At 54.2% G+C, this 16,919-nt stretch carries 16 protein-coding genes; 14 read left to right on the top strand and 2 right to left on the bottom strand.

Translation table 11 applies throughout. The features are described 5' to 3' along the window. Positions 1–147: 147 nt before the first annotated feature. Complete coding sequence (rne, locus tag VV869_RS04175; RefSeq protein WP_337733723.1) at positions 148–3,525, bottom strand: ribonuclease E; 3,378 nt, start codon at positions 3,523–3,525, stop codon at positions 148–150. Positions 3,526–3,962: 437 nt separating this feature from the next. Here rne and rluC point away from each other — a divergent pair, with 437 nt between their 5' ends. Continuing rightward, on the top strand, positions 3,963–4,925 hold the full coding sequence (rluC, locus tag VV869_RS04170) for a 23S rRNA pseudouridine(955/2504/2580) synthase RluC (RefSeq protein WP_337733722.1): 963 nt from the start codon (positions 3,963–3,965) through the stop codon (positions 4,923–4,925). A 144-nt stretch (positions 4,926–5,069) separates the two neighbouring features. On the opposite strand, the gene VV869_RS04165 is transcribed toward rluC, so the two are convergent. Next, complete coding sequence (locus tag VV869_RS04165) at positions 5,070–5,651, bottom strand: Maf family protein (RefSeq protein ID WP_337733721.1); 582 nt, start codon at positions 5,649–5,651, stop codon at positions 5,070–5,072. 356 nt (positions 5,652–6,007) lie between these two features. On the opposite strand from VV869_RS04165, the gene yceD reads away from it, so the two are divergent. The 13 genes from yceD to VV869_RS04100 all read left to right on the top strand — a co-directional run bounded on the left by yceD (position 6,008) and on the right by VV869_RS04100 (position 16,618). After that, a complete protein-coding gene (gene yceD / locus VV869_RS04160) occupies positions 6,008–6,520 on the top strand; it encodes a 23S rRNA accumulation protein YceD (RefSeq protein ID WP_337733720.1) in 513 nt (170 codons plus the stop codon). Between the two features lie 24 nt (positions 6,521–6,544). Continuing rightward, positions 6,545–6,715 (top strand): 50S ribosomal protein L32, encoded by a 171-nt coding sequence (rpmF, locus tag VV869_RS04155; RefSeq protein WP_039468809.1) that lies wholly within the window; start codon positions 6,545–6,547, stop codon positions 6,713–6,715. A 9-nt stretch (positions 6,716–6,724) separates the two neighbouring features. Next, complete coding sequence (plsX, locus tag VV869_RS04150) at positions 6,725–7,750, top strand: phosphate acyltransferase PlsX (RefSeq protein WP_337733719.1); 1,026 nt, start codon at positions 6,725–6,727, stop codon at positions 7,748–7,750. Positions 7,751–7,755: 5 nt separating this feature from the next. After that, positions 7,756–8,712, top strand: a complete 957-nt coding sequence (locus VV869_RS04145; RefSeq protein ID WP_337733718.1) for a beta-ketoacyl-ACP synthase III — start codon at positions 7,756–7,758, stop codon at positions 8,710–8,712. 144 nt (positions 8,713–8,856) lie between these two features. Next, complete coding sequence (gene fabD, locus VV869_RS04140) at positions 8,857–9,780, top strand: ACP S-malonyltransferase (RefSeq protein WP_337733717.1); 924 nt, start codon at positions 8,857–8,859, stop codon at positions 9,778–9,780. Between the two features lie 103 nt (positions 9,781–9,883). Next, a complete protein-coding gene (gene fabG, locus VV869_RS04135) occupies positions 9,884–10,618 on the top strand; it encodes a 3-oxoacyl-ACP reductase FabG (RefSeq protein ID WP_337733716.1) in 735 nt (244 codons plus the stop codon). 157 nt (positions 10,619–10,775) lie between these two features. Further along, a complete protein-coding gene (gene acpP / locus VV869_RS04130; RefSeq protein ID WP_002541727.1) occupies positions 10,776–11,012 on the top strand; it encodes an acyl carrier protein in 237 nt (78 codons plus the stop codon). 86 nt (positions 11,013–11,098) lie between these two features. Then, on the top strand, positions 11,099–12,337 hold the full coding sequence (fabF, locus tag VV869_RS04125) for a beta-ketoacyl-ACP synthase II (protein ID WP_337733715.1): 1,239 nt from the start codon (positions 11,099–11,101) through the stop codon (positions 12,335–12,337). Positions 12,338–12,404: 67 nt separating this feature from the next. Then, complete coding sequence (gene pabC, locus VV869_RS04120) at positions 12,405–13,214, top strand: aminodeoxychorismate lyase (RefSeq protein ID WP_337733714.1); 810 nt, start codon at positions 12,405–12,407, stop codon at positions 13,212–13,214. Next, positions 13,208–14,224, top strand: coding sequence for an endolytic transglycosylase MltG (gene mltG, locus VV869_RS04115; protein ID WP_337733713.1), 1,017 nt, complete (start codon positions 13,208–13,210; stop codon positions 14,222–14,224). Before pabC ends, mltG begins: the two co-directional genes overlap by 7 nt. After that, positions 14,221–14,850: a dTMP kinase gene (gene tmk / locus VV869_RS04110; protein ID WP_337733712.1), complete on the top strand. Its 630-nt coding sequence runs from the start codon at positions 14,221–14,223 to the stop codon at positions 14,848–14,850. Before mltG ends, tmk begins: the two co-directional genes overlap by 4 nt. A 1-nt stretch (position 14,851) precedes the next feature. Continuing rightward, entirely contained in the window at positions 14,852–15,814 is a 963-nt protein-coding gene (gene holB / locus VV869_RS04105) for a DNA polymerase III subunit delta' (RefSeq protein WP_337733711.1), read from the top strand. A gap of 27 nt (positions 15,815–15,841) precedes the next feature. After that, the gene (locus VV869_RS04100; protein WP_337733710.1) at positions 15,842–16,618 is read left to right on the top strand and encodes a TatD family hydrolase; all 777 of its coding nucleotides are present in this window, start codon (positions 15,842–15,844) and stop codon (positions 16,616–16,618) included. Positions 16,619–16,919 lie beyond the last annotated feature (301 nt).

The raw sequence follows: 16,919 nt of genomic DNA, 5'->3' as shown, positions 1-16,919 counted from the left end.
CTATTTCAGCACAATATTCGTAGCAAGTGTAAGAAACTTTGATGTCGATTAGGTTCATGGTGCAAAAGCAGGCTGTAGGTTTCAGCCGTGCACCAAGCGAAAAAAAAGCCATGCAAAACGCATGGCTTTCATTCCGTTTCAGACGGGTTAGTCCATCGACGGCTTGGTCATCGGCGCACCGGCAACACTGGTCGCCGTCTGGCTACCAGCCTGACGGGTAACGGCACGCTGTTCACGCATCGGTGCAATCGCGACGACAGAGACGTCCGAAGTAGCTGCCGGTGCTGGCGCTTTGGTCATCGGTGACGTGGTGTGATGGCCACGTGGCGATGTTGTCGTGATGCGAGTCGTCGTGATGCGAGTCGCCGGGCGGTCAGCCTGAGCCGTGGCAGCAGCAAGGGCTTCAACCACAGGTGCTTCCTCGGCCTGAGGTGCTACCGCTTCAACCGGGGCTGCAACATCGGCTTGCTCGGCTTGCGCTTCAGCGGGTGCTGCGGCCTCAGCGGTTACCGTTTCTTCAACGACAGCTTCTTCAGTTGTCGCTTCTTCAACTGTAGCTGTTTCAACGACAGTGTCTTCAACCGGCTTCACGTCGGCAACCACTGGCTCAGCTTCGACTTCCGTAGCTGCAACTGGGGCTTCTGTAGCTTCAACTGCAACGGTTTCTGCAACTGGTGCTTCAACGGCTATAGCGGCTTCAACCTCAGTGGCCTCTGCAACAACTTCAGGTGCACGTTGCGGGAACACTTTACCCATAGCCAGTTCCGGCATGGCGACACCACCAAGGGCTGGTGCTGTGGTCGCTGCAACAGCTGGCTCAGCCTGTGCTTCGGTCGCGGTTTCCACCACGGCTTCAACCGATGGCTTCTGGGCCGGAACCCAAACTTTGCCCATCGCCATTTCTGGTGATGCAACACCGGAAGCCAGGCGTGGTGCTTTTGGTTTTTCAACCACAGAAACCACGTTCTCCAGATCGCCCATCGTCTCCGTGGCGGCTTCGACGGCATGGCCAACCGCTTCAGTCACGGCCGAATCAAACCCTTCTTTCTCCGTACGGGTATCACGGATACGGCGACGACGCTGACCGCTGGCACGCAGGTGGCGTGGTGAACGGCGGTTGCGGCGCTGGCCGTTTTCCTGCTCGCCGTTTTGCTCGGCTGCATCCGTTTCGGCGGATTTGGCTTGCGCTTCTTTGGCGACGGCTGTACCCAGCTCCTGTAGCGGTGACGGTTGCTTCTCGGCGGTTACTTCTTCAACCAGCTCAGTTTGTGCTTCGTCGGCGTCAAGGATGCGAACTTTCTTCTGCAGCTGACGACGCTGGCGGCGTTGCTTCACCTTGGTCGCTTTCTCTTGCTCTTGCTGCTGAACCGCTTGCTCTTCAACGGCCGGTGTTTCAACGGTGGCCTCTTGAGTTTCCTGGCGACGTTGTTTTTTCTGCGCGCGGATCTCTTCGCGGCGCGACTGATGCTTCAGCTCTTTGGCTTCTTCATCCCGTTGCGGACGCGCTGGCTTAGCAGCTTTCTCAACCTGCGGACGCTCTTGCTTCGGTTTGTCGCTGCGACGACGTTGCTGACGTTCACCGGTGCGGGTATCGCGCTCAGTGTCCTGACGCTTGCGGCCCTGACGGGTATCTTCTTTGCCGCGACGGCTGTCTTTGTCCTGACGCTTGTCCTGACGTTCACCACGACGGCTGTCCTGGCGCTCACCACGGCGGCTGTCCTGACGCTCGCCACGACGGCTGTCTTGGCGTTCACCGCGACGACCATTGCGCTTGTCGGTGTCTTTCGGCTCCGGTTGCGCTTCCGAAGTACCGCCGAACAGGCTGGTCAATGCCGTAAAGATACGGCTGAACAGTCCTGGTTTTTCAGCAGGTTTCGCGGCAGCTACTTCAGGTGCCTTGCGCTTTGGTGGCTCTGTCGGTGCTGCGAACCCTTGTAGTACCGGCTCTTCACGCTTCTTGTTGATGATGCGATCTTGCTGCGGTTCAGATTCTGCTTCTTTCAGGGCTTCCAGTGCACGTGGCAGGTGGTAAGACAGGGTATCTTGCTCATCACCGGTACGGACACGGACCACTTCAAAGTGCGGTGTATCCATATCGGCATTCGGGACGATAATGGCACGGACACTGTGAGACTTCTCGATGTGCTGCACCGAGCGACGTTTTTCATTGAGCAGATACGAGGCAATCGGCACCGGCACAATGGCAAGCACCTGCGAGGTGTTGTCTTTCAGCGCTTCTTCTTCAATCAGACGCAGGATCGACAGTGACAGAGATTCACTGTCACGGATCACCCCGGTACCGCTACAGCGCGGACACACATGGTGGCTGGCTTCCGCCAGAGACGGACTCAGGCGCTGACGCGACATTTCCAGCAGGCCGAAACGTGAAATCCGGCCGATCTGGACACGGGCACGATCCATGCGGACGGCTTCGCGCAGGCGGTTTTCCACTTCACGCTGGTGGCGAACCGGCGTCATGTCGATGAAGTCAATCACCACCAGCCCCCCCAGATCACGCAGGCGCAGCTGGCGGGCGATCTCGTCGGCCGCTTCAAGGTTGGTTTGAAGGGCTGTTTCTTCGATATCGCCGCCTTTGGTGGCGCGAGCGGAGTTGATATCGATAGAAGTCAGGGCTTCAGTCGGATCGATCACAATGGAGCCACCTGACGGCAGGCGAACTTCACGCTGGAAGGCTGATTCGATCTGGTTTTCAATTTGGTAATGGTTAAACAGCGGCGTATCACTGTGGTCGTACAGCTTCACGCGGCTCAGGAAATCCGGACGCACCTGCTGGATATGCTCGCGGGCACGGTCGTAGATTTTCTTGCTGTCAATCACGATTTCACCGATATCACGGCGCAGATAATCGCGGATCGCTCGGGCAATGACATTACTTTCCTGGTGGATCAGGAAAGGTGCCGGTGCAGAGTCCGCTGCATCTTTCACGCGCTCCCAGTGGTTGAGCAGGTAGTTCAGATCGTATTCCAGATCTTCACCGGATTTGCCAACCCCGGCAGTCCGCACGATCAGGCCCATGCCTTGCGGCAGTTCCAGCGTGCTGAGGGCTGCTTTCAGTTCGGTGCGCTCTTCCCCTTCGATACGACGGGAGATACCGCCGGCACGTGGGTTGTTCGGCATCAGGACCAGGTAACTACCGGCCAGCGAGATAAAGGTGGTTAAGGCTGCGCCTTTGTTCCCACGCTCTTCTTTGTCGACCTGAACAATGACTTCCTGTCCTTCTTTCAGCACTTCCTTAATGTTAGGTCGGCCTTGGTAAGAGTAATCGGCAGGGAAATAATCGCGGGCAACTTCTTTTAGCGGCAGGAATCCGTGGCGCTCAGCACCGTAATCAACGAACGCGGCTTCCAGACTTGGTTCGATGCGGGTAATACGGCCTTTGTAGATATTTGCTTTTTTAGACTCGTGGCCAGGGCTTTCGATATCTAGATCGAAGAGCTTCTGCCCATCAACTAATGCGACGCGCAACTCTTCCTTCTGAGTCGCGTTAATCAACATTCTCTTCATTATTTTGTACTCGTTTTTGTCGTTGTGCTAGCGGTCCGATTAGCGAGTTTGTACCGGTGGTGCCTGACTCCAAGTCTGTTCGTTAATGCAGCCTCACGGCTGGAAATCAGGAGTGCTATCTGGCTACACGTATTGTCCAGCGGTATTCAAGATGATTAGATCAGAAAATATACAGCTGTCATCACCGATTTACGCGGCGGTATCTTTTACACCGGTAAAAAATCTATAATCGAGCACGCTAAAAAACAGTCCGGAAAGCATCGCGTCTTATGCCATGTGCTGCGCTTTCTCGCCGAGCTGTATGAATGATAGTCAGTTAGGTGATATTCTGTTCACCATGTTACAGAAGTAGGCACTTTATCCCACTCCTGCAGGCAATCATAGCAGGGTGACTTTTTTGCGGCAATCTGCTTTGCATGCATGTTAGAATGAAACCTATGAAAGATGATAAACCAAAAGTGCAATTCATCGAGATCACTGATGACTTTGCAGGCCAGCGGATCGATAATTTTCTCCGAGCTCGGCTGAAAAACGTACCAAAAAGTATGATTTACCGCATCTTGCGAAAGGGTGAAGTGCGAGTAAATAAAAAACGTATAAAACCTGAGTACAAGCTGCTGGACGGTGATGTGGTTCGGGTGCCGCCTGTGACGGTGCCGGAGCGTGAATCGCAGGCGCCGGTCAGTACCAGTCTCAACAAGGTGGCTGAGCTCGAAGACTGCATTATTTACGAAGATGATCACATGTTGATCCTCAACAAACCTTCGGGGACCGCAGTACACGGTGGGAGCGGACTGAAGTTCGGGGCCATTGAAGCCTTGCGGGCCTTGCGCCCGGATGCGCGCTTCCTTGAACTGGTCCACAGGATTGACCGGGATACCTCCGGGATTCTGCTGGTCGCCAAAAAGCGCTCGGCGCTGCGCCATTTACAGGCCCAGTTCCGCGCGAAAACCGTACAGAAGTATTATTTCGCACTGGTCATGGGGGAGTGGAAGGCCAGTTGCAAGCAGGTCACTGCACCGCTGCTCAAGAATGAAGTGAACAGCATTGTGCGGGTGAACCCGAACGGCAAGGCATCAGATACCCGGTTTAAAGTGATAGAGCGTCTGGAGCAGGCGACGCTGGTTCAGGCCAGCCCGGTTACCGGCCGGACGCACCAGATCCGCGTGCATTGCCAGTATACCGGTCACCCGATTGCCTGGGACGATCGGTATGGCGATCCGCGGTTTGATGCGTATACGAAAAAGGTGGGCCTCAACCGATTGTTCCTGCATGCCGCGAACATCAAGTTCTGTCACCCGAAAACAGAAGCGGTGATGGAAATCAATGCGCCGATGGAGCCAATGCTGGTTCGTGCCATTGAGCAACTGCGTAAAAAGCCGGTCCGACAGGCATCGTAAGGGAGCCGGACGGTCGGGCTGTTTTGAATCGCTAAGGCTGTTGTCGTTGATGTATCGCTTCAGTCGATAGTAATGAAAGGCGAATCTGAGAATCTGAATAGTTTCGCCTTTTTCGACGGTCCTGCTTCTACACGATAATGCGGTCTAAAGAATAGCCACGCCTTCGCGGGCCAGCATCTCACGCAGGGCAATTAACGGCAGGCCGACCAGGGTGTTCGGGTCGCGTCCTTCAAGACGATCGAACAGGGCGATACCGAGGCCTTCGCTTTTAAAGCTGCCGGCGCAGTTGAGTGGCTGCTCCAGCGTCACGTAGCGGTGAATTTCATCGTCTGTCAGCGAGCGAAAGTGGACATGAAACGGTTCGCAGATCACCTGATTGTGTCCGGTGCGGGCGTTATGCAGGCACAGGCCGGTATAGAAGGTCACGGTTTGGCCGCTGGCCGCTTGTAGCTGACGGACGGCATTGTCTACCGTGTGGGGCTTGCCGAGGATCTGACCGTCAATGACGCAGACCTGATCGGAGCCGATGATCAGCGCATCTGCATGGTTTGCGGCGCAGGCGACGGCTTTGGCCTGGGCCAGTCGCATGACCAGTTGTTCGGCAGTTTCACCGGGCAGCGCTGTTTCATCGATATCCGGGCTGGCGGTTTCGAACGGGTAGCAGAGTTTTTCCAGCAGGGATTGGCGAAATGGTGAGGTTGAAGCCAGCAGCAAAGGTTGGGTCATCGGATCGGGACTCGCTCTGGAAAGTATGGATTTCAATGCCGGGTAGTCTAGCGTGCATTCTGCCCCTCGGCTACCGGTGTGACAAAAGCGGTATAACAGGCGAATCGGCACCATACTAAGAAGGTGGCTGACGGTATCAAAACTGGTCAGGATTTCGTCTGTCTTTGGTGGTTATTTGTTCGTTTGGTGAATGGCAGGCAACCTGTTACCACTCAGGCAGATAGCGACCAGTAGGGGGGAAGTGACCCGACCGCGGGATGGCTACCGATGCGGTAGCTGGCGAATTGGCCAAAAGCTGTTAATTCGCGCACATTTCCTTTGACTCAAACAGATTAGAAGGCTAATATTCGCGCCCTATGCAAAAGGTAAAATTGCCGCTAACGGTAGATCCGGTTCGCGCCGCTCAGAAAAAACTCGACTATGATGGCATCATCAAAGCCGAAAAACTTGAGCGCCTGGCTGAATCCACCCAGAGCGTAATACGTGATGCAAACGTCACCTTATCATTTGACTTTGACCAACGTCATCTGGCCTTCATGCGCGGTCGCGCTGATGTTGCTGTGATGTTGACCTGTCAGCGATGCCAGGAAGGATTCGAACACGAATACAGTGTCGAGTTCTGTTATAGTCCGCTCCTCAAGCCTGAGGAAGTTGATGAGTTTCCGGAAGCTTATGAGCCGGCTGACGTCGACGAAAATGGTGAGATTAACCTGATTCAAATTGTTGAAGATGAGTTGATTTTGGAATTGCCTCAAGTCGCTATGCATGATGAAGCTGACTGCAAAGCCAGTGGAAACATGACTTTTGGTGAAATCCCCGTTGCTGATGAGCGTCCGAATCCGTTTGCAGTATTGAAAAATTTGAAGTAAGTAATTTTAACAGGAGTAGGGTTAATGGCCGTACAAAAGAGCAAAAAATCACGTTCAGCACGTGGTATGCGTCGTTCTCACGATGCACTGACAACTGCAGCTGTATCTGTAGATTCTGCAAGTGGTGAAACTCACCTACGTCACCACGTAACAGCTGACGGTTTCTACCGTGGCCGTAAGGTTATCAACAAATAAGGTTGAGCCTTGAGTGGTCTAACCGTTGCACTTGATGCAATGGGCGGGGATTTCGGTCCTCAAGTAACAGTGCCTGCCTCCGTGCAGGCACTGTTGCAATACCCATCGCTCAACGTGATTTTATTTGGTGATCAGCAAGCGATCACCGAGCAGCTATCCCTTCTTAATCAGCTCAAGCATCCCCGTATTCGCATTGTTCACTGTGAACATGTGATTGCCAATGATACCCGGCCGTCTCAGGCATTACGCCGAAGCCACGGATCGTCTATGCGTATGGCCCTGGAAGCGGTTGCCGCCGGGCAGGCCGATGCCTGTGTCAGTGCGGGCAACACCGGTGCCCTGATGGCGCTATCGCGCTTTACCCTCAAGTTGCTGCCGGGTGTTGACCGACCAGCGCTGGTTTCTGCGATCCCGACCAATAGCGAGCATAAAACCTGGCTGTTGGATCTTGGCGCCAATGTGTCCTGCGATGCCGATACCCTGTTTCAGTTTGCCGTGATGGGCGCCGTTCTTGCCGAACAGGATTTAACCGTTCAGCCGAAAGTGGCCCTGCTCAACATCGGTGAAGAGGAGATCAAAGGCAACGACCTGGTCAAGCGCTGCGCCGAGCTGCTGTGCGAGTCCCCCGAGATTGATTACATCGGCTATCTTGAAGGTAATGAACTTTATTCCGGACGGGCGGATGTCATTGTATGCGATGGTTTCGTCGGCAACGTCAGCCTGAAAACCAGCGAAGGGGTAGCCAATCTGTTTATTGATAGCATTAAAAATGCGATCACCCGGAACCCGATAAAGCGTTTGGTGGCTAAATGGTTGTTTAATGACCTATTCATCAGCCTCAAACGATTGAACCCCGACCAGTACAATGGCGCAAGTCTGTTAGGATTGCGCGGTATTGTGGTCAAGAGCCATGGAAGTGCTGATATTGCCGCTTTTTCAAATGCGATTGGCGAAGCGGTACACGAGGTCAAACGGCAAATACCGACAAAAATCAGTGACCGTTTGGAAGCAGTCTTACTCGAGAGGCATTATTAGTCTTCATGTATAGCAAAATTTTAGGTACCGGCAGCTACCTGCCAGCTCAAGTGCGTTCTAATGCCGACTTAGAACAGATGGTTGATACATCCGACGAGTGGATTGTCGCACGGACTGGAATTCGCGAGCGCCGTATCGCCGCTGCTGATGAAACTGTGGCGGTCATGGGTTATCAGGCTTCTCTGAACGCAATTGACATGGCGGGCATTGATAAATCAGAGATTGACCTGATCATTGTAGCAACCACCAGTGCCAGCCATGCGTTCCCGTCTGCTGCCTGCCAGGTTCAGGGTATGCTGGACATTAAAGGCTGCCCGGCGTTTGATATTGCAGCAGCCTGCTCCGGCTTTATTTACGCCCTGAGTATTGCTGATCAGCACATTAAAACCGGTATGGCCAAAAATGTTTTGGTGATCGGCTCTGATGCACTGTCTCATAAATGTGACCCCGATGATCGTTCGACCATTATCCTGTTTGGTGACGGTGCCGGTGCCGTGGTTGTCGGTGGCAGTGAAGAACCGGGGATCATTTCGACCCATCTGCATGCCGATGGGCACTTCGGTGGCCTGCTGAGCCTGGCGGTGCCGGAGCACGGCCAGACCTTCAGCGACGATAAGTGGTTGTATATGGCCGGCAACGAAGTCTTTAAAGTTGCCGTGACTCAGCTATCGAATCTGGTGAAAGATACGCTGGCGGCGAACAATATGGATAAATCCGAGCTGGACTGGCTGGTGCCGCACCAGGCCAACCTGCGGATTATCTCGGCGACGGCCAAAAAGCTGTCGATGTCGATGGATCAGGTTGTGGTGACGCTGGATCGCCACGGCAATACCTCGGCCGCGACGGTTCCGACTGCGCTGGATGAAGCGGTCCGTGACGGTCGGATCCAGCGTGGTCAGACCCTGCTGCTGGAAGCATTCGGTGGCGGCTTTACCTGGGGCTCGGCGCTGGTCAAATTCTGAACCGGCAGTGTAGCTGCCTGGATTCGATAAAGTTTAGGAAGGGGTGTGCCGTGACCGGTAATCTTGACTGGATTACTGTTGTCCGTAAAACACACCTCTTGTCAATCTACTGAAAAATCAGTACGTAAGAATAAGGATTCTCGAATGTCTAAGTTCGCGATTGTTTTCCCGGGCCAGGGCTCTCAAGCCGTTGGTATGCTGGCTGAGCTGGCTGCACAGTATGCTGTTGTGCAAGAGACGTTTGCCGAAGCTTCTGAAGCGCTGGGTTATGATCTGTGGGCGCTGGTTCAAAACGGACCAGCGGAAGCACTGAACGAAACGCACCGTACCCAGCCGGCATTGCTGACGGCTTCGGTCGCGATTTGGCGTGTATGGCAACAGCAGGGTGGCGCGCAGCCAACCGTGCTGGCAGGCCATAGCCTGGGTGAATATTCGGCGCTGGTGTGTGCTGGTGTGATGGATTTCAAAGACGCGGTAAAACTGGTTGAGCTGCGTGGCCAGCTGATGCAGGAAGCCGTTCCTGCCGGTGTCGGTGCAATGTCTGCCATTATTGGTCTGGACAACGACGCCATTGCCAAAGCCTGTGAAGAAGCAGCCCAAGGCCAGGTGTGTTCACCGGTTAACTTCAACTCGCCGGGCCAGGTGGTGATTGCAGGGAATAAAGAAGCCGTTGAGCGTGCTAATGTGCTGTGTAAGGAAGCGGGCGCCAAGCGTGCGATGCCGCTGCCGGTTTCAGTGCCTTCCCACTGTGCGCTGATGAAGCCTGCGGCAGAGAAGCTGGCTGTCGCGCTGGAAGCAGTTGCATTCAATGCACCGGCGATTCCGGTGATCAACAACGCTGATGTGGCGGTTGAAACGGATCCGGCGGCGATCAAGCAAGCGCTGGTGAAGCAACTGTACGGTCCGGTCCGTTGGACGGAGTCTGTTGAGCGCATGGCCGCCGACGGCATTGAAACGCTGCTGGAAATGGGCCCGGGTAAAGTCCTGACCGGTCTGACCAAACGAATTAATCGTGCCCTTGGTGGTGCAGCGGTGAACGATCCAGCCAGCCTGGACGCCGCGAAGTAAGATTGTTGCCTGTCTCCGGCCTGTCAGCTGGCCAGTTGGATGGCTGCGCCGTGAAGGTGCTTAAAGGGACAGGCCCCAGACTCCCTATAGAAGAGGAAATACAATGAGCCTTGAAGGTAAAATTGCTCTGGTTACCGGTGCAAGCCGTGGTATCGGTCGTGCTATCGCAGAAATTCTGGTCGAGCGCGGTGCAACCGTGATCGGAACAGCAACCTCTGACAGCGGTGCAGAAGCCATCAGCGCCTACTTGGGTGACAATGGCACTGGGATGGCACTGAATGTGACATCTCCTGAGTCAATCGAATCTGTCCTAAAAGCGATCAAAGAGCAGTTTGGCGATATCGATATTCTGGTGAACAACGCCGGCATCACGCGTGATAACCTGCTGATGCGAATGAAAGATGAAGAGTGGCAAGACATTCTGGACACCAACCTGACGTCTGTTTTCCGCCTGTCCAAAGCCGTACTGCGCCCAATGATGAAAAAACGAAGTGGCCGGATTATCAGCATCGGCTCTGTCGTGGGTATCATGGGCAACGCGGGTCAGACTAACTATGCAGCCGCGAAAGCCGGTCTGGTCGGTTTCACTAAGTCGATGGCACGTGAAGTTGCTTCGCGCGGGATCACAGTTAATGCGGTTGCGCCTGGTTTCATCGAAACCGATATGACTAAAGCGCTGAATGATGACCAGCGGGCTGCTACACTTGCCAATGTTCCAGCCGGTCGCCTGGGTGATCCGCGTGAAATTGCGGCAGCTGTTGCCTTCCTTGCATCGGATGATGCGGGTTATGTAACCGGTGAGACACTGCACGTTAACGGCGGCATGTACATGATTTAAACAAAAAAGTTGCATAACTTGCTGATGCAAGTCAAACTCATCCTGTTTTCACGGAAATTCGTGGTTTGACCAGCGTGTTGAGTATTGCAACTTTGGCCGTAATGAATAAACTACAGCAAATCGCATTAGCGAATTCTTGTTTTAAGGAAATAGATTAATGAGCAACATCGAAGAACGCGTAAAAAAAATCATCGTTGAGCAACTAGGCGTAGACGAAGCAGAAGTGAAGAACGAAGCATCTTTCGTTGACGATCTGGGCGCTGACTCTCTGGACACAGTTGAACTGGTAATGGCTCTGGAAGAAGAATTCGATACTGAGATTCCTGACGAAGAAGCTGAAAAAATTACGACAGTTCAAGCAGCTATCGACTACGTTGTTAGCGCGTCTGAGTAATTAAAGAACTCCCTCCAGGCGGTCACCATGACCGCCTGATTTAATTTCAAAATCCTGTTTTATCCTCAATTCCCGGAGAAAAAATCGTGTCTAAGCGTCGCGTAGTTGTTACTGGCATGGGTATGCTATCACCGGTTGGTAATTCTGTTGAGTCTTCATGGAAAGCCCTTCTGGCAGGCACTAGTGGTATTAGCAACATTGAGCATTTTGATGCGAGCGCATTTGCGACCCGTTTTGCTGGTCTGGTCAAAGACTTCGATTGTGAAGAGTACATGTCCAAGAAAGATGCTCGCAAAATGGACTTGTTCATTCAATACGGTATTGCCGCAGGCGTACAGGCGTTAAAAGACTCTGGTATTGAAGTAACTGAAGAAAACGCTCCACGTATCGGTGTAGCGATTGGCTCTGGCATTGGTGGTCTGGGACTGATTGAAGCCAACCATCAAGCCCTGTTGGAAAAAGGACCGCGCAAGATCAGCCCGTTCTTTGTTCCATCAACAATTGTCAACATGATCGCCGGCCACATGTCTATCATGTACGGTCTGCGCGGTCCGAACATCGCCATCTCTACGGCATGTACAACTGGCCTTCATAACATTGGCCATGCTGCGCGTATGATTGCTTATGGCGATGCAGATGCCATGCTGGCCGGTGGTGCTGAAAAAGCATCGACCCCGCTGGGCATGGGTGGTTTTGCGGCGGCGAAAGCGCTGTCGACCCGTAACGATGACCCGCAAGCGGCTTCTCGCCCGTGGGACAAAGACCGTGACGGTTTCGTGCTGGGCGACGGTGCCGGCATGATGGTGCTGGAAGAATACGAGCACGCCAAAGCACGTGGTGCGAAAATTTATGCCGAGTTGGTTGGCTTCGGGATGAGTGGCGATGCTTACCACATGACGTCGCCAAGCGAAGATGGCTCAGGTGGTGCGCTGGCGATGGAAGCGGCGATTCGTGATGCCGGGATCAATGCAGAAGACATTGGTTACGTGAATGCACACGGTACGTCGACGCCTGCCGGTGACGTTGCTGAAACGCTGGGGATCAAACGTGCCCTGGGTGCGGCAGCGGATAAAGTGCTGGTTTCTTCAACCAAGTCAATGACTGGTCACCTGCTGGGTGCTGCCGGTTCGGTAGAAGCCATTATTACTGCCATGACTCTGGTTGATCAGGCGGTTCCGCCAACGATTAACCTGGAAAACCCGGATGAAGGCTGTGATCTGGACTACGTGCCAGGCGAGGCACGTCAGGTGAACCTTGAGTACGCTCTGTGTAACTCATTTGGTTTCGGTGGCACTAACGGCTCGTTGCTATTTAAGAAAATCTAACGAGAACCTGTTATGATGACACGGCCCGGTGCTCTGCACCGGGCCGTTTTTTTATCTGGAGACTGGGATGATTCTGATCAACGGTGTAGAGACAGACGCGGTGTCGGTGGCCGATCGGGCATTGCAATATGGCGACGGCTGTTTTACAACGATTCTTATTGAACAGGGTCAGCCTCGGTTATGGCCGTTACATTTAAAGCGGCTGCAACATACGCTGGCGGCGCTGCGGATCGCGGCACCGGACTGGCAGGCGCTGGCCGAGCAGGTTCATCGGCTCGCAGCAGCCTTTCCGGACAAAGGCGGAGTGAAAGTACTGATCAGCCGGGGCGCAGGCGGGCGGGGCTATAGCCCGGCCGGTTGTCTCGACACTCAGGTGATCGTCTCTGATTTTGCCTGGCCGAGTCAGTACCAGCAGTGGCAGCAGCACGGCATCGCCCTGGGGGTCTGTCGGCAACGGTTGTCGACGAGTCCGATGCTGGCTGGATTGAAGCACCTGAACCGACTGGAGCAGGTGTTACTGAAACAGGAAACGCAGGATCGGGGCTGGCTCGATGCGGTGGTACTCGATGCGGATGGCTGTGTCGCGGAGACGGTTGCCTCGAATATCTTCTGGCGCAAAGGGCAGACTGTGTTTACACCGTCCCTGGAGGCCTGCGGTGTGCACGGTGTCATGCGCTCCCATGTCCTCGGCCTGCTGGCGCAGAGTCAATATTGTACAGAGTTTGTCAAATCACCTCTGGATGAGTTGCGTTACGCCGATGAAGTCTTTATTACTAATGCACTCATGGCGCTAGTGCCGATATCTGAAATTGAAGGAAAAACGTTTACGGAGCAGACGCTGCTGCGTGAACTGAATGAGAGGTTGTACGCGTGCTAAAGAAGTTGCTGATCGTCATCTTATGGGTTGTGTTGGCGGTTGCAGGTGGATTAGGCTGGTCGTATCAGCAGGTGAAAGCATCCCTGAACCAAACGGTCACACAACAGGAAAACGTGTTGCTGACCGTTAAAACCGGAACGTCCTTCCGAGGTTTGCTGGCGCAACTGGATCAGGAAAAAATCATCCCGGTATCGATCTGGAGTCGGTGGATCCCGCGGCTTGAGCCCCAGCTGACCCGCTTGAAATCCGGGACCTACCAGATCACACCGACCATGGCCTTGCATGATATCCTGACGCTGGTGGTGTCTGGTCGTGAGCATCAGTTTGCAATCACCCTGGTGGAAGGCGACCGATTCGTCGACTGGCGGGCGCAGCTGAAGGAAGCACCTTATGTGGTGCATGCCACCCAAGCGATGACGGAGGCTGAAATCGCCGCTGAGATTGGCGCGGACGTTGAGAAACTCGAAGGTTATTTGTTGCCGGAGACCTATCACTATACGGCCGGAACGACGGATCTGGAGCTATTGCGCCGTGCATACCGTCAGATGACTCGACTGCTGGCCGAAGCCTGGGAAGGGCGCGATGAGGCGATCCCGCTGAAAAATCCTTACGAAGCGCTGATCATGGCCTCGATTATTGAGAAGGAAACGGCAGTCGATCATGAGCGAACCGTGGTGTCTTCCGTGTTTATGAATCGTCTGAAGAAGGGGATGCGGTTGCAGACCGATCCGACCGTGATTTACGGCATGGGCGAGCGCTATGACGGGAATATTCGCAAGCGTGATCTGCGGACGCCAACGCCTTACAATACCTATACCATTTTCGGTCTGCCGCCGACGCCGATTGCAATGCCGAGCCAGGCCTCGGTTCTGGCGGCCGTGAATCCGCAAACCAGCAACTATTACTATTTTGTGGCTGACGGCAAAGGCGGCCATAAATTTTCAACGACGCTGCGCGAGCATAACCGGGCAGTGCGCGATTATCTGAGAACACTAAAGCAAAACAAATGACTGGTAAATTTATTGTAATTGAAGGGCTTGAGGGCGCCGGGAAAAGTACGGCGATCAACCTGGTGGCCAAGGTACTGCAAGAGCACGGAATTGCCGAGCCGGTTCTGACCCGTGAGCCAGGTGGGACACCATTGGCTGAACAGATGCGAACGCTGGTTAAACAGGGGCATCCCGATGAGCCGCTGACCGATATGGCGGAGCTGCTGTTGCTGTATGCGGCCCGGATCCAGCTGGTGGACAATGTGATTAAACCGGCGCTGGCGCAAGGGCGTTGGGTGGTTGGTGATCGTCATGACATGTCGTCACAGGCCTATCAGGGCGGTGGACGCGGTTTTGATCCGGTCGTGATGGAGAACCTGCGCGATACCGTGCTGGGGGATTTCCGTCCCGATCTAACATTGTATATGGACATCGATCCGGTGCTGGGCCTGGAGCGTGCGCGCGGTCGCGGCGAACTGGATCGGATCGAACAAATGAATATCGACTTTTTCCACCGGACCCGGGCGCGATTCCTGGCACTGGCCGAGCAGGATCCACACGTGGTGATCATTGACGCCGGGCAGTCGCTCGCGGACGTCTCTGCCGCGATCACCCAGGCACTCAACGCCTGGCTGGAGCAGCAATAATATGTTGTATCCATGGCAGGAGCCTGTCTGGCAGAACTGGCAGCAACTGCTGCGTCAGGGGCGCTTGCATCATGCCGTGTTGCTGGTGGCACCGAGCGGCAGTGGGCGCGAGGCGCTGGCCAGACAATTGGCGAAAACTGTGCTGTGCCAGCACAGTGAGACAGATCCTTGCGGACAGTGTCATAGCTGCCAGCTCTTCGATGCCGGGAACCACCCGGACTTCCACGCCGTGACGCCGGTGCAAGCAGGCAAGCAGATCGGGGTGGATGCGATTCGCCAATGTAACCGCTGGGCCACGGAAACGTCTCAGCTGGCGGGCCAGCGGGTGATCATGATTGATCCTGCGGATCAGATGGGGGAGTCCGCGGCCAATGCGCTGTTGAAAACCCTGGAAGAGCCGCCGTCTGGATGTCAGTTTGTATTGTTGGCGCATTCGCTGGACAGCTTGCTCCCGACGATCACCAGCCGATGTAATCAATGGCGGTTGCCAACTCCGGATGAAGGGCAAACCCAACGTTGGGTCGAGCAGCAGTTGATGCAAAGCGTCAAACGGGAAGCCATCCGGCTTAATAGTGGTTCGCCGTTGGCGACGGTCGCATTTATCGAGCAGGGGCAGGACATTCGTTACGGCAATCTGCTGGACGCGTTTTGTGCGTTTGCCAGGCCGCCCCACCTTGGCCTGTATGATGTGGCGGGCATGTGCGTCGCTGAAGGCGCGATTAGCCTGAAGTGGCTCAGCTATTTCCTGGTCGACTGTATTAAACTTCAGCAAGGGGCTGGTGCCCATTTGATCCACTGTGAATCCGTTTCGCGGGTACAGGCCGTGGCGGCCCAGATCAGCCCGGTAGTATTACTGCGCCAGGCACATCAGGTCAATGTCTTGCAAAGGCAGCTGGAAACCCACAGCGGGTTGAATGAAGAGTTGTTGATTGTCAATTGGTTAACCGGGTTTATGCCTGATTAACCGTCCGAAAAATTTGAGGAGCATCTTGTGTTAGTTGATTCACATTGTCACCTGGACAAACTGGATTACGAGCAATTACATACTGGGGTTGATGATGTGTTGGCTAAAGCCAAGGCCAGAGGTGTCGATTACTTCCTGTCGGTTGGGGTGACATTGAAAAGCTTTCCGACCATGATGGAAATGATTGAACCTTATCCGCATGTCTTTGCATCTTGTGGTGTGCATCCCCTGGATATTGAAGCCGGCTTTGATTACGAACAGTTGCGGGCTTATGCGCAGCATGAGCGTGTGGTTGCTATCGGTGAAACCGGCCTGGATTATCACTACCAGCCGGAGCTGGCCGAGCAGCAGCGGGAGATTTTCCGCCAGCATGTTCGTTTGGCCGTTGAGCTGAACAAGCCGTTGATTATCCATACCCGAATGGCGCGTGAAGATACGCTGCGTATTCTGCGTGAAGAAGGGGCGGAAAAATGTGGGGGTGTGCTGCACTGCTTCACTGAAAGCCTGGAAATGGCCCAGGCCGCGATTGAGCTTGGCTTCTACATCTCGATTTCCGGGATTGTGACCTTTAACAAGGCCAGCGAACTGAAAAATGTGGTTCACCAGATTCCGCTAGAGCGCCTGTTGGTCGAAACCGATTCACCGTACCTGGCACCTGTGCCGCATCGCGGTAAACAAAACCAGCCGGCTTATGTCCGTGAGGTTGCCGAGTATATTGCTCTGCTCAAAGGTGTTTCCGTCGAAGAAGTTGAGCGGGTCACCACGGAGAATTTCTTCTCGCTTTTCTCGCGCGCCCAGCGCTAAAAGAACTTTCTGTCTGAACCTAAAGGAGCCGCGGCTCCTTTTTTATTGGGCGCGGATGGTGCCGAACCAAGCCGCCGCAGGTCCAACCCTACATTCCCTCCATCAGCGTGAAAATGCGTTATCCATGGTTTCTTCTCAGGTATCCGTTCACGGCAGCTTGTGCATGGTCGTAAGATAAGTCGGTTGGTTAACGATTCAAATTTCCTCTCTTTTTTTTCATCCTGAAAAAGTGAACCCATTTTAATTTGTGGTGCATAAAAACGAACTTGGGTTGCTTGCCCAAGTTGCTTTTCAGGTATAT

Origin of the sequence: Photobacterium sp. MCCC 1A19761, assembly GCF_037389125.1 — a bacterium.
Classification (GTDB): domain Bacteria; phylum Pseudomonadota; class Gammaproteobacteria; order Enterobacterales; family Vibrionaceae; genus Photobacterium.
The sequence above is the reverse complement of the archived record's forward strand: the minus strand, read 5'-3'. Positions and strand labels throughout refer to the sequence as shown.

Excerpts from the sequence above, each read along its gene's own strand:
- fabG (WP_337733716.1), top strand. The coding sequence starts at position 9,884 with ATGAGCCTTGAAGGTAAAATTGCTCTGGTTACCGGTGCAAGCCGTGGT.
- VV869_RS04145 (WP_337733718.1), top strand. The coding sequence starts at position 7,756 with ATGTATAGCAAAATTTTAGGTACCGGCAGCTACCTGCCAGCTCAAGTG.
- acpP (WP_002541727.1), top strand. The coding sequence starts at position 10,776 with ATGAGCAACATCGAAGAACGCGTAAAAAAAATCATCGTTGAGCAACTA.
- yceD (WP_337733720.1), top strand. The coding sequence starts at position 6,008 with ATGCAAAAGGTAAAATTGCCGCTAACGGTAGATCCGGTTCGCGCCGCT.
- rpmF (WP_039468809.1), top strand. The coding sequence starts at position 6,545 with ATGGCCGTACAAAAGAGCAAAAAATCACGTTCAGCACGTGGTATGCGT.
- rne (WP_337733723.1), bottom strand. The coding sequence starts at position 3,525 with ATGAAGAGAATGTTGATTAACGCGACTCAGAAGGAAGAGTTGCGCGTC.
- holB (WP_337733711.1), top strand. The coding sequence starts at position 14,852 with ATGTTGTATCCATGGCAGGAGCCTGTCTGGCAGAACTGGCAGCAACTG.
- tmk (WP_337733712.1), top strand. The coding sequence starts at position 14,221 with ATGACTGGTAAATTTATTGTAATTGAAGGGCTTGAGGGCGCCGGGAAA.
- rluC (WP_337733722.1), top strand. The coding sequence starts at position 3,963 with ATGAAAGATGATAAACCAAAAGTGCAATTCATCGAGATCACTGATGAC.
- fabD (WP_337733717.1), top strand. The coding sequence starts at position 8,857 with ATGTCTAAGTTCGCGATTGTTTTCCCGGGCCAGGGCTCTCAAGCCGTT.
- VV869_RS04165 (WP_337733721.1), bottom strand. The coding sequence starts at position 5,651 with ATGACCCAACCTTTGCTGCTGGCTTCAACCTCACCATTTCGCCAATCC.
- pabC (WP_337733714.1), top strand. The coding sequence starts at position 12,405 with ATGATTCTGATCAACGGTGTAGAGACAGACGCGGTGTCGGTGGCCGAT.